Below are 25,023 nucleotides of genomic sequence, written 5' to 3' on the forward strand. Positions count from 1 at the left end.
CGGCGCACGCAGCATCTTTACATTTTCAGGCCGTGCATCTGTTTGAACTGTTCGGGGCTGATGCCCTCGAGCTTTTTGAACAGGGCGCTGAAATAACTCGGGTTGCCCATGCCAACCTTGGCCGCAATGTCCCGTATCGGAGTGACGCTTTCACGAAACATCAGCTCTTTGCTGCGCTTGATCCGCTCCCGATTGACATATTCCATCGGCCGCATATGCAGCGTCTTTCGAAAGAGCGTGCATAAGTGCTGGGGGCTCATCCCGACGGCCTCCGCCAGCTCCGCGATGCCGATCGGACGATGAAGCTCCTGCTCCACCAAGCTCAGCGCCGGTTGAAGCCGGTGCCGAAACCGGCCGGCGGCCGGCGCTCCCTCCTGAATCACCTTGTGCAAATCCAGCAGAAAGCTGTACAGCATTTTCGAATATTCGAAGCCGGAGTATGGCTGTCCGGATTGAGCCGCCATAAGCAATTGATGCATATCGCTTACCGGAAGGTCCGGCTGCGCGACAGGGTAGACGCCGGAGCGAACAATGCCGGCCTGTCCCAGCAGCGAGGCGGACAAGCCGCCGTCGAACGAAATCCAGTAGAGCCGCCAAGGCTCCTTGACCGGCAAGTAATGATGGGGGACGCCCGGAAACAAGCAGAAGCCCTGCCCCGGTCTGACTTGAAAGCGCCGGTTGCCGACTTCCAGCTCCCCTTCCCCGGATAACACCTGCAGCCACTGATAAGAGGGAAAACCGTCAGGCCGCCGAACGGCTTCCTGGTGATCCCAGTGCCCGATGCTGGTCAGGTAGAGGGGCAGCAGGGCGTCTTGACTCGTAACGACAGGAAATACAGCGGCATCCATTACTGTTCAGCCTTTCAGATTTTGATATCGATCCGAAAATGATTGGATTGGAATGCGCATGCCACGATAATATAATTTGAATATAGTTATATTATGATAGGGAGTGGCGTATTTGTCCAAAACCAAATTCACCTACGTTCCGCCTGCCAACGGGTATCCGGAATGGAACAACAACCCGGACATTTTTCAAGTCAACCGCATGGATGCACATGCGACCCTTATCTCGTACAATTCGCTGGAAGAAGCGTTGAAAGGTGATCGGGAAGCGTCCCCCTATCGCATGTCGTTGAACGGAACATGGAAATTCGCATGGGCGAAAAATCCGGATTCGCGAATCGTCAACTTTTATGAAAGGGATTTCGACACGTCCGGATGGGCCGACATGCCGGTGCCATCCCAGTGGCAGCTGCAGGGATATGACTATCCGCAATATTCGAACGTTCGTTACCCCTGGATCGAGCATGACGACATTCGCGCTCCGTTTGCGCCTGTAAATTATAACCCCGTCGGCTCTTATGTCCGAACCTTTACCGTTCCGAAGGTGTGGGAGGACAAGCCGATATTTATCAGCTTTCAGGGTGTCGAATCCGCGTTTTACGTGTGGTTGAACGGAGAACTCGTCGGCTACAGCGAAGATACGTTCACCCCTGCCGAATTTGACCTGACGCCGTATCTGGTGGAAGGGGAAAACAAGCTCGCAGTCGAAGTGTACCGCTGGTGCGATGGAAGCTGGATGGAGGACCAAGACTTTTGGCGGATGAGCGGCATTTTCCGGGAAGTGTATTTGTTTACGGCTCCGGGTGTGCATGTCTACGATTTCCATGTGAATACCGACCTGGATGAGCCATGCAAAGATGCCGATCTGCGTGTCCAGGCCAAGATCGTCAATTATGATGGGCGGGAAGCCGGAGCTGTTACGCTCGAAGCCCAGTTATATGATCGCGGGGGCCGCGAAGTGTTGAAGCAGCCAATCCAAATGGCAGGCGCCTTCGATGATGCGGACAGTTGTGAAGTGGCTGGCGCAGTCCAAGTGCTCAATCCGCTGAAATGGAGCGCGGAGAAGCCGAACTTGTACACGCTCGTACTCCGCTTGAAGGATGGCTTCGGCCAAACGCTGCAGTTTGTGAGCTGCCGCGTCGGTTTCCGCAAGTTTGAAATCGAAGAAGGCCTGATGAAAATCAACGGCAAGCGGATTCTGCTCAAAGGTGTGAACCGCCACGAATTTTCATGCGATACTGGCCGGGCATTGGGGTATGAGGATATGTTGCACGATATTCTATTGATGAAGACGCACAACATTAATGCGGTTCGAACGTCCCATTACCCGAACCATCCCCGTTGGTACGATCTGTGCGATGAGTACGGCTTGTACGTGATCGACGAAACGAACTTGGAGACACACGGAGCTTGGGCGTTCGGCCAACCGGAAGCAGAGATTGTGCCGGCAAGCCGGCCGGAATGGACCGCCAACGTCATCGATCGCTGCAACTCGATGATGCAGCGCGACAAGAACCACCCCTCCGTCATCATCTGGTCGCTCGGCAATGAAGCATGGGGCGGGGACAATTTTGTCAAGATGCACGACTATTTGCGCGAGCAAGACCCTTCCCGGCCCGTCCATTACGAAGGTGTTACGATGTGGCGCAAATCCGACGCGGCTTCGGACATCGAGAGCCGGATGTACTCCCCGCCGCGGGTGCTGGAAGAATACGCCTTGCAGCAAGGGCCGAAGAAGCCGTTCATTCTGTGCGAGTACAGCCACGCCATGGGCAATTCTTGCGGCGGGTTGACCGAGTATTTGGCGCTGTTTGAGAAATATCCGGTGCTGCAGGGCGGATTTATTTGGGACTGGGTTGACCAGGCGATCCGTGTCAAGCAAGAAGACGGAACCTCCTATATGGCTTACGGCGGTGACTTCGGAGAATCTCCGCACGACGGCAACTTCTGCGGCAACGGCCTGATCTTTGCCGATCGCAGCGTTTCGCCGAAGCTGTTGGAAGTGAAGAAATGCTACCAGAACGTTAAGATTACCGCGGAAGACTTAGCTCGTGGAACGTTCCGGATTTCCAACGGACATTTGTTCACGGATCTCGGCGAATATGATTGTAAGTGGACGCTTTCCAGGAACGGAGAGCCTGTTCATCAAGGGCGATTGGCCGTGGAAGCTGCGCCTGGAGAGACCGTGGTTGTGGATTTGTCGGAGGCGTATCCGAATGAAGCTATGCTAGCGGAAGAGTACGTGCTGACTTTCAGTATGACCTTGAAGGAGACGACCGCGTGGGCGGAGGCTGGCCATGAGACGGCCTTCGAACAATTCGTGCTTCCGGTGAAGACTTCAACTAGCGAAGCCCTCTCCGTTGAAGTTGCTGCGGCTCCACAAGCAGAAAAACGAGGCAACGTTCTGCATGTGGAAGGACAACGCTTCGCGGTGGAATTTGATCTCACAACCGGAGATTTGTCATCTTATCGTGTAGGGGGAACTGAGCTGCTTCAGCAGCCGATGGCGCCGAACTTCTGGCGGCCCAGCACCGACAACGACCGGGGCAATCGCCATCCTGAGCGGTGTGCCCCGTGGCGCGAAGCGGGCAGCCAACGGAAGCTGGCCGGATTGGAATGGCAAACGAACCTGGAAGAGGTACGAGTGTCCTTACGCTATGCGCTTCCGACTTCGCCGGATTCATTGCTGGACTTGCATTATTCCGTTTCCGGGGATGGGGCAGTGGAAGTCCGAGGCTGTCTGACTCCCGGACTCGGTTTGCCGGAAATTCCGGAAATCGGCATGATGTTTACGATGGACCCATCGTTTAATCGGATTACTTGGTACGGCAAAGGTCCGCGCGAAAGCTACTGGGACCGCAAAGCCGGCGCCAAGCTTGCACTTCACAGCGGACGGGTCGAGGATCAGTTCGTCCCTTATCTCCGTCCCCAGGAGTGCGGCAATAAAACGGACGTGCGCTTCGCGACTGTGACCAATGCCGCCGGGGCAGGATTCCGAATCGAGGGTGAGCCGACGTTCGAGTACAACGTTCTGCCGTACACGCCTAGTGAGATTGAGCGCTGCGACCATTATCACCTGCTGCCGAAACCGGAAAAAAGCGTCGTTCGCATCATTCACAAGCAAATGGGCGTCGGCGGAGATGACAGTTGGGGTGCTCGTACCCATCCGGAATATACGATCTATGCCAACCAAACCTATTCCTTTGCATTCAAACTTATCGCCATCGAAGGCTGATTCAAACGAACGCCAACTTACTTTTAATGTAAATATTATGAATAGTTGAATTATGCTGGCAATTGTGCTATATGTTAAGTTATAGAAGGCATCTCGTCGAAGGGGCGAGGTGTCTTCGTTCTATATTCGAACAACTAACAATTAATGGATAATGGGGTGATGCCAAGGTTGTATTTACGCACGGACAGCAAAACTATTCGGCTGGAAAATAACAAAACCGAGGAGCGAGATACATGGAAATTACGAATGCAGCAGACTTCGAGTATCAGGGATTGAGGTTCGGAGGTGAGATCTACGATGAACCATAGTCTTAACGTCAGCTTCAAGGAAAGCCTGGTGAAACAGCTGGTTTACTTCGATGAAAACATCAACGAACTGTTGAATGCTTTTCCGAATTTCGGGGACAGAAAACCGTTCAAGGATGTTGTGAGCAGGTATTGTCATCAGGTGGAACACTGTCTCAACGGGCATAGCGGCGAGGGGCCGGATACCTTGGTATGGATCGGTTCAAACGTAACCGTTCGAAACGAGACAGATCAGGCGGATGAGAGCTTATCGATTGTGCTGCCTATGGATGTAGATCCGTACTCGGGACGTATTTCATTTTTGTCACCGGTCGGTCAGCGTCTCCTGCTCTCAAGAGCCGGACACAGCACGGAGATCGACAGCCCGGGAGGAAAATACCGAATTACGGTCAAGGGACATTCTTTCGGTAACCGATAAGCAGAAAATGGAGGAGCGGAGTTGGATAACAATAACAAGGAACCGGATCTATTTTTAGCGTTTGCCAAGTTCGTATCTTACTCCTCAATTGTCGTCATTATCGCGGGGATTATCGCGTACTGTCTATATCAACTTTTTAAGTGAACATACATTTTAAAAGCGGGTTAGGAAAAGAATCAAACAAAAAACACTGAACCCGAGAGGTCAGTGTTTTTTGTTACGGACATGTTTAAAGCTGTTCCCGAGCGAGCTCCTTATGAACGATAGGCGCAACCTTGGTGCCGAGCAGTTCGATCGTGCGCAGCAGATCGCTATGCGGCAACGAGCTGACATCGACGTGCAGGAGGAACCGTGTCAGCCCGAGGTTTTTGCGCAGCAGCACGATCTTCTCTGCTACGTATTCGGGGTCTCCTACATAGAGAGCGCCGCGAAGGCTGCGGGCCGCATCGAACGAGTCACGCGTGTAAGGAGGCCAACCGCGTTCTCGTCCGAGCTGGTTCATTTGCTCGGCCGTAGCCGGGAAGAACCGTTCCGCCGCCTCTTCGGTCGTATCCGCAATAAAGCCGTGCGAATGCGTCGCGATCTGCAGCTTGCTGGGATCGTGCCCCGCACTCGCAGCCGCATCCTTATACAGCTTCACCAACGGGGCGAACCGCTCCGGCATCCCGCCGATAATGGCGAAGACGACAGGCAGTCCCAGCAAGCCGGCCCGAATCGCCGAGTCCGGATTGCCGCCCGTACCGATCCAAACCGGCAGCGGATTCTGCTCCGCTCGCGGGTAGACGCCCATGTTTTGGATGGCCGGACGATGGCCGCCGCGCCAAGTCACCTTCTCTGAAGCCCGAATCTTCAGCAATAACTCCAGCTTCTCTTCGAAAAGCTTGTCATAATCGTTCAGGTCATAGCCGAACAACGGGAACGATTCGATGAAAGAGCCGCGTCCTGCCATGATTTCGGCTCGACCGTTCGACAGGCCGTCCAACGTGGCGAAGTCCTGATACACACGCACAGGATCGTCCGAGGACAGTACTGTTACGGCGCTGGACAGTCGAATCCGCTTCGTTGTGGACGCCGCGGCGGCCAAAATGACGGCGGGCGACGAGCTGGCATAATCGATGCGATGATGCTCGCCGATCGCGTACACATCTAGGCCCGCCTGTTCGGCAAGTTGGATCTCCTCCACCGCTTGGCGCAGCCTCTGGGTGTGTGTGACGCCCCCTTCACGAGGCCTCGCCTCGAGGAAGGTGCTGATTCCTATTTCCATCGATTTCGATTGATCGGTCATTAGAATTCTCTCCCCTCTTGATAGGGACATTATACTATTTTATTTAGTGGTACTCAACAAAAGTAAGTGAAACATATTCCTTACATCAATGATTGGGATTTACTGTTATAATAGGAGTCGGATTTCCTATTTGGGAGGGAAAAAGAGTGTCCGAAATTACATCCGTAAAGTTTTATTCCGACACCATGAATCTGAAGGACTTGGAAACGCTGGAATCAAGATTGCAGCAGATGCTTCGGCAGGAAATCAATTCCGCCGCCGATTTGGAGAATTGGCTCGACGAGGAAAGAAAGCTCCGGGAAGAAATCGGAGAAGCGATGTACGGCCACCAGATCGACTTCTACCGCGATACCGCCAATACGGTCAAACGGGACATTTTTACCCATGACCAAACCGCTGTGCAGCCCATGCTGATGAAATATGGAGTTGAATTCGACAAAAAGCTGTTGAACAGTCCTTATCACGAACAGTTGGACGACAAGAAATACGGCTTGATGCTTAAGGTTCGGCGAACGAAGGTGGAACTATTCCGCGAAGAGAACATTTCGCTTACCGTACGGGAGCAGGAGCTGGTCACCCAGTACAATGAGATCATGGGCGGTCTGAGCATTGAATGGAATGGCGAATCGAAGCCTTACTCATTCGTGCAAGGGCAATTGGACAGTCCGGACAGAACGGTACGTGAGCGTGCTTGGCGTGCATTGGCCGATGCCCGCAGCCGCGTGAAACCGCAAATGGATGCGATGATGGACGAACTGGTGAAGCTTCGGCACCAGATGGCCGTCAACGCCGGGTTCGAGAATTTCCGCGACTACATGTTCACGATGAAGAATCGCGAGTACAGCATCCAGGACTGCTATGACTTCCATGACTCTGTGGAGAAGCACGTCGTTCCCGCATGGGACCGTCTGGCCGGCGTCATTCAAGCCAAGCTGGGCGTGGATATGTACCGCCCATGGGATACCAGCTCATGCTCGATGCAAGGTGCGCCGTTCCAAACCTTCACCGAGTTGATGGACGGCGTAGATCGGATGCTGGGCATGACCGATACTTATTTCCAGGAAAGATTCCGCCACATGCGCGACAATGGGCTGCTCGATCTTGAGGTTCGCCCGGGCAAGGCGCCGGGCGGATTCTGCGAAGGATTGCCAACGAGCCAAAATGCCTTTATATTTTGCAATTTCAGTCCGTCGTTCTTCGCACTCATTGCCCTCATTCACGAGATGGGTCATGCGGTGAACGCCTATCTTCAGTTCGAAGCCGGGAACGGCATGGAAGAACACAACCTCCGTGCGGAAGCGGCTGAACTTTACTCCCATGCCATGGAGCTGCTCCTGCTCGACAAGCTGCATATATTCTACACCGATGAGCAGCAATTTAAGATTGCACAGCGCGAAGAGCTTCGCCGCGCGTTCAACATGCTGATCGGTCCCTTGTCCGGCGACCTGTTCCAGCATTGGCTCTATACGAATCCGGATCATACGCCGGAAGAGAGGGATGCGAAGTTCCTCGAAATCCACAAGCGCTTCCCTTATCACCCTGTAAATATCGAGGGACTTGAGGCAGAAGTCTCGACCTTGTGGACGGCTGTCATTCATTATTTTGGTTATCCGTTCTACAATATCGAATATTCCATGTCGATGCTGGGCGCTTTGCAGCTGTTGGAAATCTATCGGGACAACCCGGCTAAAGCGACGGCGCTTTACAAGCAAGGGGCAGGTTCGGATCCCAATCAATCGATTGCCGGCATTTATCGGGATACCGGCGTTGAATTTGACTTCTCGGAGCCTTGTGTGGAGAAGACCTCCAAATTCGTGTCGAGCGTGATCGATGAGCTGAAATAAATAGATCCATCCCTTAAACACTGACCTCATGCGGTCAGTGTTTTTTTGTATTTGCGACATCATCTAACAAAATATTTATTTTCTCTCTGATAGAATAGAAACGCGTTTTAGGCCGTTCATCCAAAATGATAGAAAGGAGTTAATGAAGCGCAGACGCAATAGTTTCTGAAAACGATTTCAATCTACGTTGACAAGGAGGATCCGGAGCATGTTGAAACGAAAAATTTCATTCGCCATGGCCGTTGTACTTGTCTGTTCGACGATGACGGGATTGATGCCGGCAGCAACAGCTGCGCCAATTCCGAAAACCGCAATGCTTCCCTACTACGACACCTCCCTCACGGTTGAAACCCGTGTGGCCGACCTGCTGTCCCGCATGACGCTGGATGAGAAAGTCGGGCAAATGATACAGGCGGAGAGGGCGTCCGTTACACCGGAGGATGTCTATACGTACAAGCTCGGTTCCGTTCTGAGCGGGGGAGGATCTTTCCCGAACGGCAAGCAGGCAGACAGCACACGGGAAAAGTGGACCGAGCTGGTCGATGCTTATCAAGGCGCCGCTTTGTCCACGAATCTGGGCATCCCGATCCTGTACGGCGTAGACGGCGTTCACGGGAACAACAACCTCATCGGTGCCACCTTGTTCCCGCATAATATCGGGCTCGGCGCAACACGCGATCCGGAGTTGGTCCGGAAAGTGGGCGAAGCCGCCGCGAAGGAAATCAAGGCGGCCGGCACGAATTGGACGTTCGCTCCCACGATCGCGGATCCGCAGGATGTCCGTTGGGGCCGTTCCTACGAAGGCTTCGGCGATAACCAGTCTCTCGCGGCACAAATGGGCAGCGCATACATACAAGGGCTGCAGGGCCAGACGCCCGGAGAACTGAAGAACAGCGATAAAGTGGTGGCCACGGCGAAGCACTTTCTCGGAGAGGGCTTGACCGACAACGGAGCTAACCAGGGCAACGTGTCCGGCATGACGGAGCAAGAGGTGCTGGACCTGGATCTGCCGATGTACAAGGCTGCGATTGACGCCGGTGCCAGAACCGTTATGGTTTCTTACAGCAGCATCCAAGGATTGAAAATGCATGCTAACAAACGGCTGCTCACAGATGCCCTTAAAGGCAACGGCCCTGGGCAGCTCGGCTTTACCGGCTTTATCATTTCGGATTACAACGGGGTCCATCAGATTTCGAAAGACTGGAACGGCAACTCCGTAAGCGGGTTGAAGAACCAAATTGCCGTCGCGGTTAACGCGGGAATGGATATGCTGATGGAACCGCAGGACTGGAAGATCAGTCTGACGTACTTGAAGCAGCTGGCCGAGGAAGGCAAAATCCCGATGTCCCGGATCGACGACGCGGTGACACGGATTTTGAGAGTCAAATTCGAATCCGGCGTGTTCGAGCACCCGTTGACCGACGAGCGGTTGGCGGCTTCCTTCGGTTCGGAATCGAACCGCGCGATTGCCCGCCAAGCGGTACGGGAATCGCTCGTGCTGCTGAAGAACGACAAAGTGAACGGACAGCCGATTCTTTCCCAACTGAAAAATATGAAGAAGATTTTTGTGGCCGGCAAAAGTGCGGACAATATCGGCATTCAATCGGGCGGCTGGTCGATCACCTGGCAGGGCGCCTCAGGGAACATTACGCCGGGAACGACCATTCTGAAGGGGATCCGGAACGCGGCCGGCGATTCGAAGACCGTCACCTATAACAAGCACGGACGCGGAGCCGCTGGCCATGACGCCGCCATCGTCGTCATCGGCGAGACGCCGTATGCGGAAGGGAACGGCGATAATCTGGGCGGATTGAAGCTGGACGAGGAAGATCTGGCAACACTGCAGAACGTCCGGGATGCCGGCATTCCGGCGGTTGTCGTGCTCGTCTCCGGTCGGCCGATGATCCTTAACGATCAGCTCGGCGATATGGCTGGCCTCGTGGCCGCTTGGCTGCCGGGAACCGAGGGGCAAGGCGTGGCCGACGTCCTGTTCGGCAGCTATGATTTTACGGGCAAGCTGCCCGTCCGCTGGCCGATGTACACCGAAGCCTACACGATCCCGAAGGCTGGGCAACGGAACTTGGATCCGAAATATATTTTGTTCGACTACGGTTACGGGCTGACCAAGAACCAGGAAACACCCGCCCTTCCGGCAATTCCGGAGAAGCCGGGGACACCTCTCTACGTCAAAGTGGAGGCGGAAAACTTCATCGCCCAACAGGGTATTCAGACGGAAAATACGGCGGATGCCGGCGGCGGTCAGAACGTCGGTTGGACGGACCCCGGCGATTGGATGGAGTACTTAATTAACGTCCCCGTTTCCGGTTCGTTCGATATCGATTTCCGTCACGCCGGCGAAGGCGACAATACAGGCGTCGATATCTTTAACGCTTCCGGAGCTAAAATCGGGGAGCTGTCGGTGAATAAAACCGGAGGTTGGCAAAATTGGCAAACGACCACGGTGAAAAACGTCCCGCTGACGCAGGGAGTGCAGAAAATCAAACTGGTGTTCAAAGCGGGGGGCATCAACCTCAACTGGTTCGGTTCCGCCGGCTTCTCCCCTGCAGCATTGCCGGGCGGAGGAGGCGGAGCGATTGCTGAACAGCCGGTCTTGGCGGCCGGCGCCGTTGAAAGCTGGGTGACCACGGAACGCGATTCGAAGAGCAAGAAGTGGTACTACGGACCCCGCTGGCAAGAAGGCGACAAGAAGCTGGAACAACAGGCCAATCTGGATATTACGGCCGTAGGCAACGATCCCGGCGCCACGATGATCAAAATCAATCCGCGCAAGGAATATCAGTCGGTGCTGGGCTTCGGGACGTCGATGGAAGAGTCCACGGTCTATAATCTGGTCAAGATGTCGCCGGACAAGCAGGATGAATGGCTCAGGAAAATGGCAAGCAAAACGGAAGGCATCGGCATGAGCCTGGTCCGCGTCACGATCGGAACGGCCGATTTCACGGCACAGAAGTTCTATACGTATGACGACATGCCGCCTGGACAGACCGATCCGACGCTGGAGCATTTTTCGATTCAAAAGGATATCGATTTCGGCATCGTCGGCGCTTTGAAGAAAATGAAGGCGATCAATCCGGACATTCAGTTTTTCGCATCGCCTTGGAGTCCTCCGGGCTGGATGAAGACGACGGACAGCATGATCCGCGGCCAGGTGAAGGACGAATATTTGCCGGTGTTGGCCGACTATTACGTCAAATTCATCCAGGCTTATAAAGCCCAAGGAATCGACATCGAAGCGATGACGCTGCAGAACGAGCCGCTTCTAGAGATCGATTATCCCAGCACGAAAATTCCGTGGCAGCAGGAAGCCGAACTGGCCAAGCTTCTGAAGGCGAAGCTGGCGGCTGCGGGCTTGGACGTGAAGCTGTGGATCTTCGACCATAACCCGAGTGATACGATGAGCTATCCTGCTCCGCTCCTCGCCGTGCCGGAGAACCGGGACGCCGTGGACGGAACCGCCTTCCACGATTATGGCGGAGACCTTGCGATGATGACCCAATTGCACGATATGTACCCCGACAAAAACGTGTATTTGACGGAACGCGCGGTATGGGGAACGGAAGGAGCCGACCGGATCGCCCAATATTTCCGTAACTGGGCTAGAAGCTACAATTCTTGGGTCGCCATGCTCGACAGCGACATCGCCTCGCATCAGTGGGTCGGCACGCCGGATCCGACGCTGCTCGTCCAGGATTCGTCCGACCGCAACCATTATTGGATGACTTCTGAATATTACTTTTTGGGCAACTTCTCGAAATTCGTGGAGCCGGGGTATGTCCGGATCGACAGCGATTACGGCTCCAAGGACAACGTGACCAACGTTTCGTTCCTGAGTCCCGATCAGAAAACGATCGTTACGGTCGTGATTAATCAGACGAACTCGGAACAGACATTCAAGCTGGTAAGCGAAGGAACGCAAATTGCCGCCAAGCTGCCGGCCAAATCGGTTGCTACGTATCGGTGGAACCGAAACGGAGATAACTCCGAACCTGGCCAAACGCCGGTGCTGACCGCAGATCCGGAATCTCTGGATTACGATGTGGACGGCAAATCAATTCTGCTCAAGCTTGCTGGAGGCACTTTCGTTGAGGACCAATTGAGCGGGATCACGGTTTCAGGGGAAGCGGCGGCTATGGGAGTTACCGTGACCGGCGTGACCTATGGGAAACCGGATGAAGTTACGGTTACGTTGGGTTGGAATAAGACGCCATACTATGGCAACTCGAAGCTGACCCTCAACGTTCCGCCTTCGGCTTATACGGATTCGACCGGAGGCGAGACGTTGTCGGTGAATGTGAACTTGCAAGGAACCGTCTACAAGACGGAGCCCAAGCCGCTTCCGGGCACGATTACCGCTGACGATTACTATCAGCTGTCGGGTGTGTCGGCTGGAGCGGGAAGCATCTCCGGCTTCGGTCCGGGAGATTGGGCGGATTACAAAATCAACGTACCGAAGGACGGCAAATATGCTTTCACGGTGAAAGCGAAATCGCCGAACGGAAGCAGCTTCCGGATTTCCCCGGAAGGCGTGTCGGCGGTTACAGTCACCATCCCTTCTCTATTCGGATCGACCGCCTGGATAGGGGCTAGGACGGCCGTTGATCTGAAAGCGGGAGTCCAGACGCTTCGAATCGTCGGCAGTGTCGGGTCGTTCGACTTGCAGGAGATCGCCGTCGAAGAGGTGGTGCCGCAAACGGCCGGAGTGGACGGGATCTTGAAGATCGAGGCGGAAAGCTTTACCCAGGGCGGCCAAAATGTGATCCAGTATGAGGGAGGCGTCGTCAACCTGGGTTACACCGTGGCGGGCACTTATCTGGATTATTTGATCACGGTCCCTGAGGACGGATACTATGTGGTAAAATACCGCTATTCGACGACACAAGGCGGAGTCTCCATGTCTCTGGTGTCCGGCGGGCAAACGAAAGCGGTGACCGCACTGCCGAGCACGGGCGGCTGGGGAACCTATTCCCAAGTCACGGATACCGTGAAGTTGAACGGCGGCGTGCAGACGATTCGGCTCACGATTCTCGGTGACGGCGCCAACTTGGATTGGATCCAGCTGGAGAAAACGGTTCCCGGATCCGCACCAGGCGGACGAGCCGCAGCGCCTGTCATAGACGGCGACCGCGGGCATCAAGGCAAACCGCATGCGATCAAGCTGTCGACCAACACCGAAGGAGCCGTCATCCATTACACGACAGACGGCTCGCTGCCGACCAAGGAGAGCCCTATCTATTCAGGGCCAATCAACGTGAAGAGCGGTTCCGTCATTCGTGCGATTTCGGTCAAAGAAGGAATGGAGAACAGCTTCGTCGTCCTCTATTCCAACAATGAAATTTACTACTCGACGGATAATTCCAAGCGGTAATCGGAACGTGAACGACAAAAGGTGCAGACCCCAGCGGGGCTGCACCTTTCTTTTAACCGTTAAACGATCACACTGCATTTTCCCGACCCGCCCGCGGCAAGGCCGCCACAAGCAGAACCAGCACCACACTAATCACCGCGCAAATCCAGGCCATACTGTGCAGATGCTCCGTCGTGATGTTTTTGCCGAACAGGGCTGCCAGCAGGCTGGAGGAGAGAATCGTCCCCATAAATCTGGACGTCATGAACATGCCGGAAGCGATGCCTGTCTCTTCTTTGGAGACATAATCGTACAGCGCGGTTTGCGAGCCGAGATTGCTGACCCCGTTGCTGATGCCGAGTACCGAAAGAATGGCAAACAGCACAAAGGGATTCATGCCGTCTTGAATGAACAGAAGCAGCAGTGTGCCGGCCACGAATGCCGAAGCGCCGAGCAAGAGAGCCGGTTTGGAACCGCTCCTGTCAATCCAACGGCTGACCAGAGGTGTCGTCAGTACTCCAAATCCCGCCACCGAGAGCATGATGATGCCGGCTTGCTGCGTATCCATATGCTGGACTCGCATCAGGTAGGACGGGATGCCGAAGATAATGGAATAAAACACGATGTTGATCAAAATAAAGCCCGAGTAGATGAGTCTAACATTCCGATTTTTCCGCAGGAATGTCATATCGATGAAAGGTTTGCTTTTACGAAGCTCGAAACGGTAAAACCCGAAGGTCAGTACGATGCTGACCGCCATCATCCACCACTGGATTCCATTTTCGAAAGACAAGAAGAACAGCAGCCACATAAAGATCATAACCGAGAAGAACAAAACTCCCCACCAGTCCATTTCGGGCTTCGGGCCGCCGCGCGCGGCATCCTTGGGGAACAGTCTCCAGGCGAGCACGAAGGAAGCGAGAATAAACGGAAAATTGAACAGGAAAATAAGCGGCCAATCCCCGTAATGCACGAGAAACCCGCCCAAAGACGGCCCCAAAGCGGCTGAAGTTCCGGAGAACACGGAGAGAATGCCGAGAGCCCTCGCCTGATTGGTTGTGATTTGGCTGCGGATCATGCCCATGCCGGCCGGATACAGGGAGGAAGAGCCGACCGCTTGAATGATTCGGAAGCCGATCAGCCATCCGAATCCGGGTGACAGGGGAGCCAGGCATGAAGATAGGGTGACCAAAAACAAGCCGAGCATGAACACTCTTTTGCGTCCGAACAAATCGCTGAGCTTACCCATGACAGGCTGGGCGATCGCGCTCGCCAGATAGTAGGTGGAAATCAGCCAGGATACGTCCGCGAACGTGAGATGGAAGTCCTCTTGCAGGCGTGTCAAAGCGACCGAAATCATGGTGGTGTTCAGTGGGTTGAGCAGCGTGCCGAGTGCGACGGCTGCGATCAATAGCGTTTCTTTTCGTATAGCGCGCATGTGTGAACTCTCCCAATATTCCGTAACAATTATTTATCCATTATAACTCTTCACAAAAGATGTATTTGCCGAAAATCCGGGAGCCATTGGGATGTACCGCCGGGCCGGGTATGAGGAAGTCGGGACGATCCGGTTTCCGATGCGGAAGACACCTTACTTATGCTTCGAGAAACAGCTGCTTATGTAATGAAGGAGCATATCCCCACATACGTTAGAGCAACATTTCCCATGACTTTATCCGTTCCCTGCCATCCAGAACCGTTCCGGTCGTGTTGGAATGTGCGGGCAATAAACGTTCATTTTTCGAGCCGAAAACATTCGGTGAACAGTGGGAAAGAGGCGCTATAGCACAAGGATTCTGGAAGGGAGTATCTCTATCTCATTTGCTTCGATTAGCGGATTTGAAGCCGTCGGCTCAGGAAGTCATCGTGGAAGGCTGGGATGCCGGAAGCCGTGAGGATATGCCGGGAATATTCCCTTATGCACGCAGCCTTCCGATAACGAAAGCGATGCATCCCGATACCCTCCTGGCCTACGAATATAATGGACAGCCCTTAACGTGGAGGCACGGATTTCCTTTTAGACTCATCGTTCCGCATTGGTACGCCATGGCGTCGGTGAAGTGGGTAAGAAGAATTGTTGCGGTCGATGCCCTGTTTCAGGGTCCTTTTCAGAGCGTGGATTACCAGTACTATCCGGATAATGAGAACGAACAAGTAAAATATCCGGTGACGATTCTGAATGTAAATTCCTCGATTCTGCAGCCGCTTGACCGGTCTGTTCTGAGGAAGGGCAAGCATGCCATTCAGGGGATTGCTTGGACAGGCTTGGGACAAATCAGCCGGGTGGAGCTCAGTTTGGATGAGGGGAATACATGGGTTGCGGCAACGATCGGAAGAACTTCTTTCGAGCCGCCTTCTTGGGTGCACTGGAGTTATGAATGGGAGATCAATCAATCCGGGGAGTTCACGATACTCTCAAGATCCTCAGATATCTATGGCAGAGCTCAGCCTCTGGAAGCCTATTGGAATCGAAAAGGTTACGGTTATCATGCGGCGGACCGAGTGAAAGTAGTTGTATAGAGTAGAAATGATTCCGCGATCGCTTTAACACGAAAATCCACAACCTCATGAGGTTGTGGATTTTTCCATTGCACTTTCTTTCAGTTTGTCGCTCAACATTCGCAGGGCCAGCTTCATCCGATCCTCGGGTACATCGGCATAGGCGTCACCCAGACTGAGTTCAAAGAAGCAGCCCGCTGCATCGTTATCCCGCAAATAGGAGGTGAAGCCGATTCCCGTTGACTCATAAACGCCGATGAGCAAAGGTTCCACCGTCTCTTTCGGAAGCTGGAAATGAACGTGAAACATATTGGACACGGGCACCTCAGGCAGGGTGGCAACGCCATTGCATTGATTGAACAAACCGGCCAGTTGTTTCGCGTCGCGATAGTATGGGTCCATCTTATCGATTCTTTGCTGAAAATAATAATCCGAGCTCACGATGTAAGGATACAAGCTGATCAAATCGCCGCCGTGACGTCTTTTCCATACCTTCGCTTCCTGCACGAACGGCTCGTCCCCGGCCAGAATCGCCCCAGCTATGCCGCCGATCCCTTTATAGAAGGAGATATATACCGAATCGAACAACCGGCAGATTTCTGCAGCGGACTTCCGGTAATACGGCAAAATTTCAAACAGCCTCGCCCCGTCCAGATGCAGCTTGATCCCCTTGTCCCGGCACCAGGCCGAGATCGCTTCCAGCTCTTCGTAGGCCGGCAACTGCCCGCCAATTTCCCGCTGAGGCAATTCCAGCAAGAGACAGGAAATGTCCTCCTGCAGCCTCATGACATCTTCCAGCGTGATCAACCGATGCTTGTCGGCCAGCAGAACCGGCTCGATTCGATGCAATTTTTTGAGGCCGTCTTCTTCATGAATTTCCAAATGGCACAAAGGATGATAGGCGACGCGCGGCAGCCCATTGGCATCGCACCAGATGCGCAGCGCAATTTGTTGGGCCATCGTCCCGCTCGGGAAAAAGACGGCCGCCTCTTTGCCTAGCACATCCGCCATTCGCGCCTGAAAGTCTTCGATGATTTCTCCTTTGCCATACATATCGCTTGGCAGGCTGCCATCGATTTCGCGAAACGCTTCTTTCAATATTTGAATGTTTCGCTTCCCGTGTCCGCCTAAAGGATACGGTGCTTGTTTAAAAGCTTCCATAAGCGTCTTGTTGTCATCCATGCTGATCCTCTCCCATTCCGGACACGAAAATATGTAAAGTATACCGCTTCCGGCGTCTCTAAGCCAGATAGGCCTCCTTGACTTGCTCGTTGCTGAGCAGCGATTGGGCCTCGTCTTCCATGAGAATTTCGCCGGTTTGGATCACATAGCCCCGATGCGCGATCTGGAGCGCTTGATAGGCGTTCTGCTCGACGAGCAGAATGGTCATTCCGCCGCGGTTCAGCTCCTGAATGATTTCAAAAATGAGCTCGACGAGGACGGGAGCCAGACCCATGGACGGTTCGTCCAGAAGAAGGATTTTGGGCTGCATCATCAAGGCGCGGCCAATGGCCAGCATTTGCTGCTCACCGCCGCTCATCGTCCCGCCCTGCTGATGATAGCGTTCCTTCAGTCGGGGAAAGTAGGCAAAAGCCCGTTCTGTTCGTTCCCGGATCACCTTTTTGTCTTTGACCGAGAATGCGCCCATCTCCAGATTTTCCTTGACGGTGAGCCTGGGGAAGATCCGCCGTCCTTCCGGCACATGGGCGATGCCTTCCAACGCGGTCAGATGCGGGGGACGGGCCGAAATATCTTTCCCGTTGAATACAACCGAGCCTTGAATTTTGACCTGGCCGCAGATCGATTTGAGCGTTGTGGATTTCCCGGCGCCGTTCGAACCGATCAACGTGACAATCTCTCCTTCATTAACCGTAAGGGAGATTCCCTTCAACGCTTCGATTCCACCGTAGTAAGCATGCAACCCGCGAAGCTGCAGCAAGCTCATGAGACCACCTCTTGTCCGACAGCGCTTTTGCCTAAATAAGCTTCAATCACTTTGGGATTCGAACGGATATCGGCGGGAGAGCCTTCCGCGATCTTCATACCGTGATCGAGCACGATGATATGTTCCGACAGATCCATGACCAATTTCATGTCATGTTCGATGAGAATCACCGTCATGTCCAAATCCTGCTGTATTCGCTTGATCAGTCGGATGAGCTCTGCCGTTTCGCGAGGATTCATCCCCGCCGCCGGCTCGTCAAGCAGCAACACTCTCGGCTTCGTCGCCAGCGCCCTGGCCAGTTCTAACCGTCGTTGGGCGCCATAGGGGAGGCTGTCTGCCTGCTCGTTCAACAAGGCCTCCAAGCCGACATAAACAAGCAGCCGGTAGGCTTCTTCCTTCGCTTTCTCTTCTTCCCGGCGAATCCGGGGCAGTGACAGCAAGGTGCCGAACAAACCCGCTTTCAAATGAAGGTGCATCCCGACCAACACGTTTTCCAAAACGGTCATGCTCCCGAACAGCCGAATATTCTGAAAAGTCCGGGCGATTCCCCGCCTCGTAATTTGATCGGGCTTCAAATTCACGATCGATTTGCCGTCCAGATCAATCTCGCCTTCATCCGGCTTGTAAATTCCGGTTATCACATTGAAAACCGTCGTTTTCCCGGCACCGTTGGGACCGATGACAGCCGAAATTTTCCCTCTCTCAAACGCAAAATCCACCTTGCTCAGACATACCAATCCGCCGAACCGTTTCGTCAATCTCGTCACCTTCAAAACCGTCATGGGGTCACCCCTCCGCTCGGACCGTTCGTGCTATTGACGGATATGGCCGCAGAAGAACGGCGCTCCTTCAGTTTTTCGACGTCTTCTTTCCGATTTCTGGACGCAATCAAGCCATAAGGTCGGAATACTGCAATCAACACCAAAATGGCGCCAAAGATGAAACGCTGCATTTTCGCGGGAGACAATGCACTCGGGACGTTAATAACGCCTTGTGCGGTCAATTCGTTCAGCCATTGTGTCACATCCGTCAATACTTGGATATTGAGGAGAGTGACGAGAGAGGCTCCGAGAATGACGCCGGGAACGCTGCCCATACCGCCCAATATAACCATGGCCAGAATCGTAATGGATTCCAGCAGCGTAAAGCTGGTCGGATCGACATAGGTTTGTTTGGCGGCGAAGACGACGCCCATCATCCCGGAGAAGGAAGCGCCGACGGCAAAAGCGGACAGCTTAGTAAGCGTCAAGGGCACGCCCATGGCCTGAGCCGCGATTTCATTATCGCGAATCGCTTTCCAGGAGCGCCCCAAGCGGGAATGCTCCAATCTGCGTACGCCGAAAAGGACAAGAAGCAAGATCGCGAGCACGATAAAGTAGATTTGATGCGGGAATATAAAATCCATTCCGAATAGATCGGGCGGTTTGATCGAAGAGAGACCCATGGCTCCGTTCGTGATGTTCACGGGCTTCTCCAGGTTGTTGAAAATAATTCGGATAATTTCGCCGAAACCGAGCGTCACGATGGCCAAATAATCCCCTTTTACCCGTAGCACGGGCAGCCCGAGCAGGATGCCGAACAACGCGGCGATAAACCCGCCGATGAAGATGAACAACCAGAACGTGGACCCGGAAACGGGAAAAAGATGACCGGAAATAAAGTTATTCGCCTGGGGGGTGGCAAAAATGGCGTAGGTGTACGCTCCGATGGCGAAAAAAGCGACGAATCCCAAATCCAGCAGTCCGGCGAATCCGACGACGATGTTGAGACCGAGCGCCATAGCGATATAGATGCCGCATTGCGTGGCGACTTCCATATACGATTCGTGGGAGGGGCCGCCTGAGGTGGCGAACGGAATCACAATAACGAGGAGGAGGCCGGCTGCCGCCCACTTCAGCTTGACCGGAAAAGATGTGTAATACAGCAGCAGCAGAGAGGCGAGCAGCAGCAAAAAGGCGATCGCCGATTTATCCATGAGATAGACGCTTAGTGAGGTGGCGAGCACAAACAGCGTGTACAACGAAGCTTGCGCCCATAGACTCGACTTTACGTGCTCCATCCATTTTTTCATGTGCGCTCACCTACACTTTCTCTTTGACGGCTTTGCCGAGGAGCCCTTGCGGTTTGAAGATCAGAACCAGAATCAAAATGAGGAACGTGAAGACGTCTTTATACTCGGCTCCAAAATTGCCGTGGGTGATCAATCCCAAATTGGCGGCGGCGAACATTTCCAACAAACCGATGAGCAGTCCGCCGAACATTGCGCCGCGGATATTGCCGATCCCGCCGAGCACGGCGGCGGTGAAAGCTTTCAAGCCGAGAATATAGCCGATGAAAGGATCGATCGTGGCATATTGCTGCGCGAAGAGTACCCCGGTGGCGCCGCCCAGCGCCGAACCGATAAAAAAGGTTAACGCGATCACTTTGTTCACGTTGATGGACATCAGCGAGGCGGTTTCGCGGTCCTGCGCCACCGCGCGCATGGCGACTCCCCATTTGCTTCGCTTCGAGAACATATCCAAACCGACCATCATGAGCACGGCGACGATGAACACGATGATCGTATTCGTTTTCAAAAATGCGTCACCAAACACGCCCGACACCGAAGAGGTCGCGATTTTGTGATTGTCGTTGTAGAGCGTAATGCCCGTCACGATATAGTTTCCGGTCCTCAGTTCGGCAATGAAACGCACGAAATCTTGGAGAAGAAAAGAAACTCCGATGGCGGAGATGAGGGAGATGAGCTTGGGGGCTTTCCTTAAAGGCCGGTAAGCGACGCGTTCGATGCCTACGCCCAGCAGCCCTGTAAACAGCATCGCCGCCGCTAGAATCAGCATATAGGCGATCCACCCCGCGCCTTCGAACCAGCCCAAGGCATGAAAACCGAACAGCACAGCGGTGCCCACGTAGGCGCCGGTCATGAATATTTCGCCGTGCGCAAAATTAATGAGCTCAAGGATTCCGTAGACCATGGTATAGCCCAAGGCGACGACGGCGTAAACGGCGCCCAGGGTGAGTCCGTCGACCAAAACTTGAGGCAGGGAGTGAAGAATGCTGGAGACCATGGAATTGCTCCTTTATTTGATTATAAAAATGGCAAAAGAGGCAGAGCGGTCCGCACTTACCTCTTTTGCAATTTGGAAGATCGGGGATTGCCGGTCACGGCTCTTTACTTGCTGATATCGGAGATCATCGAACCCGGGTAAGCAGCCTTTTCAAACTTGTAAATGAACACTTTGGCGTAGTCGTTGTCGCCTTTGTCGTCGAAGGTGACTTTCGTGGCGACGCCTTGAAAATCTTTGGTGGCCCGGACCGCATCGCGAACCTGTTCGCGGGAAGGCAGCTTGCCTCCGTTGTCGTTGATCGCTTTTTTCAGTGCCTCCAGAATGACGCTCATGCAGTCATAGGCATAGGCCGAATATCCGTCGACGTTTTTACCGAATTTTTGTTTATACTTGTCGGCCCATGCTTTGCCATCTGCGGTTTTCGTAATATCCGTCGAGATGGAAGTATAGAGAACGCCCGTTACTTTGTCTCCGGCGACGTCCACGATCCCTTGCGTGTCGATGCCGTCAGCGCCCATGAAAGGAACGTCAAGTCCCTTTTCCTTCGCTTGTTTTACCAGCAGGCCGGCTTCCGCATATAAGCCGCCGAAGAAGATGAAATCCGGCTTTTTGGTGAGCGCTTGGTTCAGGATGCCGTTGAAGTCTTTTTCGCCGATCGTAATGGATTCATAGCCGGCGATCTTGGCGCCCTGCTTCTCGGCCTCGGTCTTAAACGCCTCCGCCAAGCCTTGGCCGTATGCGGTCTTGTCCTGAATGACAAATATATTCTTGGCGCCTGCCGTTTGCACCGCATACTGGGCGGCGGCGGGACCTTGGAAATCGTCGCGGGCGACGATCCGGTTCACGACCTTGAGCTTGCGGTCGGTCACTTGCGTTGCCGTATTGGAGGGTGACACCATGGGGATATTGTATTTCTCGTAAACGACGGAGGAAGGGATGGCGACGCCTGAGTTCATATGCCCGACCACAGCCAGGATCTGCTTGTCGGCGGCGACCAATTCGGCGTTGGCTACCCCTTTTTTGGGATCCGCTTGGTCGTCATATGGCGCCAGCTGAATATCGAAGCCCAGTTTGGCAAACTCGTCTTTATGGTCGTCGAGCGACAATTGGGCCCCAAGCTTGATAGCTTCGCCTTGAACCGCGCTTCCGCCGGACAGCGGCGATTGTGTTGCGATCTTGATCACGGTTTTATTGGAGCCGCCGCCTCCGGACGACGCCTCGGAGTTGGATTTTTTACCACATGCTGCGAGCAAGCTGCCCGCTAACACAAAGATAAGAAGCGCAACGAAACTTTTTTTCATGCTCATATCCATCCTCCATAGACTAGTGTGTTTTACGTTCACATCTCATCCATTCATAAATATGTAAGCCGATCCGGTGTACCGCCACCACTCCTTTCCGTTCAACAGCCGCGCTTTATGCGTGAATCCGCCTGCTCGAGCTTTTTTTGGCGGCTTTTATACAACGTCATTTGTTGGTTTGATAGAATGAAAGAAAGAGAAGACTAATGAGGTTGGGAAGCAGCATTGGAAATGGATCTTTATCTGAACACGGAGAGGAGCAAAACGATGATCACGCTGAACGAAATACCTGTGGTTAAGGCCGAGATGTTGATTCGCAAACCGGTGGAAGAGGTTTTTGAAGCATTCGTCGATCCGGCTGTAACGACGAAATTCTGGTTTACCAAGAGCAGCGGAAGATTGGAAGCGGGAAAACGCGTTCGATGGGATTGGGAGATGTACGGCGTCGGAGATGACATTAATGTTGAAGCTGTCGAGCCCAACGAGCGGATTCAGATCAAATTGTCGGACGGCACTAGCGTCGAGTGGATCTTCAGTCCCCGGGAAAATACGGGCACCATGGTCACCATTGTCATTTCAGGATTTTCGGGAAGCGGAGACGATATTGTAAACCAAGCCATTGACTCTATGGGAGGTTATACGATGGTGCTTTGCGGGCTGAAGGCGCTTCTGGAACATAATATCTCATTGAATCTTGTCGCGGACAAAGCTCCGGATGCGAATGTGAAATATTAAAGATAATGCCGGCTTAAATTTGAGGTCTTAACTTTAGGAAGGTTCGTGGCTGGGATGCGCCGATAGGTGGAAGGGGACTTCATTGTATGCGGTTGCAAAAGTTCGCATAATCAGATTATCACACCTTAAGGGGGATACACAATGTAGCCAGCAAAAAATGAGCTGGCAGCCACCACTGACCGCATGAGTCAGTGGTTTTTTCTACAACTTTCCTTGATTAGGGAGGTGAGTTCTTCAAAGGCAAACGCATGATTGACCATGTCCACAGTAAAATTTTCAGCGGCTTTCGGTTCCATTTCAAAAGAAAAACCGTTATATCGCAGGAAAATGACGAGTGCGGTAAAAGCGGTTCTTTTGTTGGCGTTATGAAAAGGATGGTTTTGGCCTAACGATTCAAATAGTGCGGCAGCCTTTTCAAAAACGGAAAGGTAAGCGTCTTTGCTGAAAGCCGAGGACTGGGGGCGCATAACGGCGGATTGAAGCATATTGTCGTCTTTTACGCCGACTTGCTCACCCGGACTATATTTCTGAATCACAGCGACATTAATGCCGATAACTTCTTGCGCCTGGAGATAACGAACATCTGGCATTTTAACGATCCTTCAAGCCTTTTAAAGTTTCATCGTACTGAACCATGACGTCTGACAACGTTTTTAAAAAGTCGGCGCTTATCCCGGGCGGCAGAGTGACCTTGTTGGCTTTACGGATTACGATTTCATCGCTGTTGCTGCGGACATCTACAACCACAGTATCTCCTGAATCAAGGCCGATTTGCTTTAAAGCTTCCGTCATCGTAATGCCCAGACTATTGCCGAACTTGGCAACCTTGCGTTCCATTTTCATCACCTCGGTCACGAAATTCCCTCCTTATTATACTATTCAATCGTTATAACAATTATACACTGTAAAAGTTAGGAATAACATGGTATACTTTGCTCAATCGAATGATGTATTTACGGAAGCACCGTAACTGCAGGAGGAATTCCTGCAGTTACGGTGTTTTTTATTTTCAACAGATCCAAGAGGAGGATGGGCTATGTATCCGAAAGTTTCACTTCCGAAGAAGGGCAATCCGTCACAAGAATGGCTGAAGGGGGCTTTTGCTCCGCTTCAAGACTATCTTGACCGCCATCACCGGGAGCAGGCGGATTGCATGATCGGTTATTTGATGTTCATGGGCAACGAGAACGAGCGGTTTGTTTATAAAAATTCGATTACTAGTGCGACTATTATATTCGATCAATCGGGAGAACTCGTATCCTTGACGGACGGCGCGCTGGATTTTGAATTCGACTGGCTTCGTTTGCCCGAACGAAAGAAACCGCAGACAAGCTTGGAGCATACTCATCCGAATGTGATTCGCTGGATCGAGAGCAAGCTTCGCACGAGCACGGCCAAGAAACACTTTGAAGAATTGAGACTGTTCCTGCAAGAACTGTGGGGACCGATATGCAACTACGATTTCAGCGACCTGAAGGTCGGGTTTCCGATTCCGGGGAAGCGTGTTCCTCACTGTCTGTATATTTATCCGGCCAAGTTCGAGAAGCTGATCGCGTTTCAATTTCCCGGAGACGAAATTGTGGAGAAAAGATGCAGCTATCAGGAATACAAGGATTATAGGATGACGGAACAAGAACTGCGGGTTCGCGGCTGGCAGGTCGAAAGCTATTGGAAAGAATACCTGGAGGCGGATTTGTCCGTCCTGACCGAGTATTTGATGAAATTCATCGAATTGGCGGATTGGCGGATCAGGCTTGCAAAATAAAAAGAGCAGGGAGATAGCGTCACTGCTCAATTTTGTGTTGGATTCTCTATTGGGATTGTGCAAATAAGATAGAATTTTAGAAGAAGAATGGAAAAAATCCCTCGAATCGCTCGAAAAAGGGGGATTCAAATCGTTCGAACGGATCGAACGGGAAGAAAGCTTTCGTGCGAACGGCTTTTGCTTTCCTATGCCCTTTCTTTGCTTTCGCCAATTTGTGTCTCACCTCCACAAGAAAGCGGTCAACTTCCGATTACCAGGATCTCAAAATAATGACCAGCAGAATGAAAAGAACAAGTACGATGGCTGCCATTCTACCGATACCAACGTGATGAGTCATATGAATCACCTCCAAGCTTGAATTTGTGATTTTTCATCACATTAATAGGATATGCTTGGATAAGCCTGCTGACAGTGTG

The 25,023-nt window shown here is 52.9% G+C and carries 18 protein-coding genes; 7 read left to right on the forward strand and 11 right to left on the reverse strand.

What is annotated here, in order from left to right:
• Positions 1-17: 17 nt before the first annotated feature.
• The gene (locus E5161_RS15960) at positions 18-848 is read right to left on the reverse strand and encodes an AraC family transcriptional regulator (protein ID WP_136778843.1); all 831 of its coding nucleotides are present in this window, start codon (positions 846-848) and stop codon (positions 18-20) included.
• Between the two features lie 112 nt (positions 849-960).
• Between E5161_RS15960 and lacZ the strand changes: the two genes are divergently transcribed.
• Together lacZ and E5161_RS15970 are read left to right on the forward strand one after the other, a co-directional pair.
• A complete protein-coding gene (gene lacZ / locus E5161_RS15965) occupies positions 961-4,080 on the forward strand; it encodes a beta-galactosidase, LacZ type (protein ID WP_246042332.1) in 3,120 nt (1,039 codons plus the stop codon).
• Between the two features lie 297 nt (positions 4,081-4,377).
• Complete coding sequence (locus tag E5161_RS15970; RefSeq protein WP_136778844.1) at positions 4,378-4,803, forward strand: GreA/GreB family elongation factor; 426 nt, start codon at positions 4,378-4,380, stop codon at positions 4,801-4,803.
• A 229-nt stretch (positions 4,804-5,032) separates the two neighbouring features.
• Here the strand turns inward: E5161_RS15970 and E5161_RS15975 are convergent, their stop codons facing one another.
• A complete protein-coding gene (locus tag E5161_RS15975; protein WP_136778845.1) occupies positions 5,033-6,088 on the reverse strand; it encodes an LLM class flavin-dependent oxidoreductase in 1,056 nt (351 codons plus the stop codon).
• Positions 6,089-6,234: 146 nt separating this feature from the next.
• Here E5161_RS15975 and E5161_RS15980 point away from each other — a divergent pair, with 146 nt between their 5' ends.
• Together E5161_RS15980 and E5161_RS21185 are read left to right on the forward strand one after the other, a co-directional pair.
• The gene (locus tag E5161_RS15980; protein ID WP_136778846.1) at positions 6,235-7,932 is read left to right on the forward strand and encodes a M3 family oligoendopeptidase; all 1,698 of its coding nucleotides are present in this window, start codon (positions 6,235-6,237) and stop codon (positions 7,930-7,932) included.
• A 208-nt stretch (positions 7,933-8,140) separates the two neighbouring features.
• On the forward strand, positions 8,141-13,318 hold the full coding sequence (locus E5161_RS21185; RefSeq protein WP_136778847.1) for a glycoside hydrolase family 3 N-terminal domain-containing protein: 5,178 nt from the start codon (positions 8,141-8,143) through the stop codon (positions 13,316-13,318).
• Between the two features lie 67 nt (positions 13,319-13,385).
• Here the strand turns inward: E5161_RS21185 and E5161_RS15990 are convergent, their stop codons facing one another.
• A complete protein-coding gene (locus E5161_RS15990) occupies positions 13,386-14,735 on the reverse strand; it encodes an MFS transporter (protein WP_136778848.1) in 1,350 nt (449 codons plus the stop codon).
• A 236-nt stretch (positions 14,736-14,971) separates the two neighbouring features.
• Between E5161_RS15990 and E5161_RS16000 the strand changes: the two genes are divergently transcribed.
• On the forward strand, positions 14,972-15,817 hold the full coding sequence (locus tag E5161_RS16000) for a molybdopterin-dependent oxidoreductase (RefSeq protein WP_281279889.1): 846 nt from the start codon (positions 14,972-14,974) through the stop codon (positions 15,815-15,817).
• Between the two features lie 45 nt (positions 15,818-15,862).
• On the opposite strand, the gene E5161_RS16005 is transcribed toward E5161_RS16000, so the two are convergent.
• The 6 genes from E5161_RS16005 to E5161_RS16030 all read right to left on the reverse strand — a co-directional run bounded on the left by E5161_RS16005 (position 15,863) and on the right by E5161_RS16030 (position 22,107).
• A complete protein-coding gene (locus tag E5161_RS16005) occupies positions 15,863-16,978 on the reverse strand; it encodes a threonine aldolase family protein (protein ID WP_136778850.1) in 1,116 nt (371 codons plus the stop codon).
• Between the two features lie 58 nt (positions 16,979-17,036).
• On the reverse strand, positions 17,037-17,741 hold the full coding sequence (locus E5161_RS16010; protein WP_136778851.1) for an ABC transporter ATP-binding protein: 705 nt from the start codon (positions 17,739-17,741) through the stop codon (positions 17,037-17,039).
• Positions 17,738-18,523 carry an ABC transporter ATP-binding protein gene (locus E5161_RS16015; RefSeq protein WP_136778852.1) on the reverse strand — a complete coding sequence of 262 codons (786 nt, stop codon included), beginning with the start codon at positions 18,521-18,523 and terminating at the stop codon, positions 17,738-17,740. Before E5161_RS16015 ends, E5161_RS16010 begins: the two co-directional genes overlap by 4 nt.
• A complete protein-coding gene (locus E5161_RS16020; protein WP_136778853.1) occupies positions 18,520-19,812 on the reverse strand; it encodes a branched-chain amino acid ABC transporter permease in 1,293 nt (430 codons plus the stop codon). The genes E5161_RS16015 and E5161_RS16020 overlap by 4 nt, the downstream gene beginning before the upstream one ends.
• A gap of 10 nt (positions 19,813-19,822) precedes the next feature.
• Positions 19,823-20,806 carry a branched-chain amino acid ABC transporter permease gene (locus tag E5161_RS16025; RefSeq protein WP_136778854.1) on the reverse strand — a complete coding sequence of 328 codons (984 nt, stop codon included), beginning with the start codon at positions 20,804-20,806 and terminating at the stop codon, positions 19,823-19,825.
• 104 nt (positions 20,807-20,910) lie between these two features.
• On the reverse strand, positions 20,911-22,107 hold the full coding sequence (locus E5161_RS16030; RefSeq protein ID WP_425456534.1) for a branched-chain amino acid ABC transporter substrate-binding protein: 1,197 nt from the start codon (positions 22,105-22,107) through the stop codon (positions 20,911-20,913).
• A 267-nt stretch (positions 22,108-22,374) separates the two neighbouring features.
• Here E5161_RS16030 and E5161_RS16035 point away from each other — a divergent pair, with 267 nt between their 5' ends.
• Positions 22,375-22,842, forward strand: coding sequence for an SRPBCC family protein (locus E5161_RS16035; RefSeq protein ID WP_136779058.1), 468 nt, complete (start codon positions 22,375-22,377; stop codon positions 22,840-22,842).
• A 188-nt stretch (positions 22,843-23,030) separates the two neighbouring features.
• Here E5161_RS16035 and E5161_RS16040 read toward each other — a convergent pair whose 3' ends face one another.
• Both E5161_RS16040 and E5161_RS16045 read right to left on the reverse strand, forming a co-directional pair.
• On the reverse strand, positions 23,031-23,432 hold the full coding sequence (locus tag E5161_RS16040; protein ID WP_136778856.1) for a type II toxin-antitoxin system death-on-curing family toxin: 402 nt from the start codon (positions 23,430-23,432) through the stop codon (positions 23,031-23,033).
• A gap of 1 nt (position 23,433) precedes the next feature.
• Complete coding sequence (locus E5161_RS16045) at positions 23,434-23,697, reverse strand: AbrB/MazE/SpoVT family DNA-binding domain-containing protein (protein WP_136778857.1); 264 nt, start codon at positions 23,695-23,697, stop codon at positions 23,434-23,436.
• Positions 23,698-23,878: 181 nt separating this feature from the next.
• Here E5161_RS16045 and E5161_RS16050 point away from each other — a divergent pair, with 181 nt between their 5' ends.
• Positions 23,879-24,607, forward strand: a complete 729-nt coding sequence (locus tag E5161_RS16050) for a hypothetical protein (RefSeq protein WP_136778858.1) — start codon at positions 23,879-23,881, stop codon at positions 24,605-24,607.
• The last annotated feature ends 416 nt before the right edge of the window (positions 24,608-25,023 follow it).

The sequence above is a fragment of the Cohnella pontilimi genome (assembly GCF_005049045.1).
GTDB lineage: Bacteria > Bacillota > Bacilli > Paenibacillales > Paenibacillaceae > Cohnella > Cohnella pontilimi.

Bases quoted from the DNA above. Each gene is read 5' to 3' on its own strand.
- E5161_RS15960 (WP_136778843.1), bottom strand. From the start codon at position 848: ATGGATGCCGCTGTATTTCCTGTCGTTACGAGTCAAGACGCCCTGCTG.
- E5161_RS15970 (WP_136778844.1), top strand. From the start codon at position 4,378: ATGAACCATAGTCTTAACGTCAGCTTCAAGGAAAGCCTGGTGAAACAG.
- E5161_RS15975 (WP_136778845.1), bottom strand. From the start codon at position 6,088: ATGACCGATCAATCGAAATCGATGGAAATAGGAATCAGCACCTTCCTC.
- E5161_RS21185 (WP_136778847.1), top strand. From the start codon at position 8,141: ATGTTGAAACGAAAAATTTCATTCGCCATGGCCGTTGTACTTGTCTGT.
- E5161_RS15990 (WP_136778848.1), bottom strand. From the start codon at position 14,735: ATGCGCGCTATACGAAAAGAAACGCTATTGATCGCAGCCGTCGCACTC.
- E5161_RS16005 (WP_136778850.1), bottom strand. From the start codon at position 16,978: ATGGATGACAACAAGACGCTTATGGAAGCTTTTAAACAAGCACCGTAT.
- E5161_RS16010 (WP_136778851.1), bottom strand. From the start codon at position 17,741: ATGAGCTTGCTGCAGCTTCGCGGGTTGCATGCTTACTACGGTGGAATC.
- E5161_RS16015 (WP_136778852.1), bottom strand. From the start codon at position 18,523: ATGACGGTTTTGAAGGTGACGAGATTGACGAAACGGTTCGGCGGATTG.
- E5161_RS16020 (WP_136778853.1), bottom strand. From the start codon at position 19,812: ATGAAAAAATGGATGGAGCACGTAAAGTCGAGTCTATGGGCGCAAGCT.
- E5161_RS16025 (WP_136778854.1), bottom strand. From the start codon at position 20,806: ATGGTCTCCAGCATTCTTCACTCCCTGCCTCAAGTTTTGGTCGACGGA.
- E5161_RS16030 (WP_425456534.1), bottom strand. From the start codon at position 22,107: ATGAAAAAAAGTTTCGTTGCGCTTCTTATCTTTGTGTTAGCGGGCAGC.
- E5161_RS16035 (WP_136779058.1), top strand. From the start codon at position 22,375: ATGATCACGCTGAACGAAATACCTGTGGTTAAGGCCGAGATGTTGATT.
- E5161_RS16040 (WP_136778856.1), bottom strand. From the start codon at position 23,432: ATGCCAGATGTTCGTTATCTCCAGGCGCAAGAAGTTATCGGCATTAAT.
- E5161_RS16050 (WP_136778858.1), top strand. From the start codon at position 23,879: ATGTATCCGAAAGTTTCACTTCCGAAGAAGGGCAATCCGTCACAAGAA.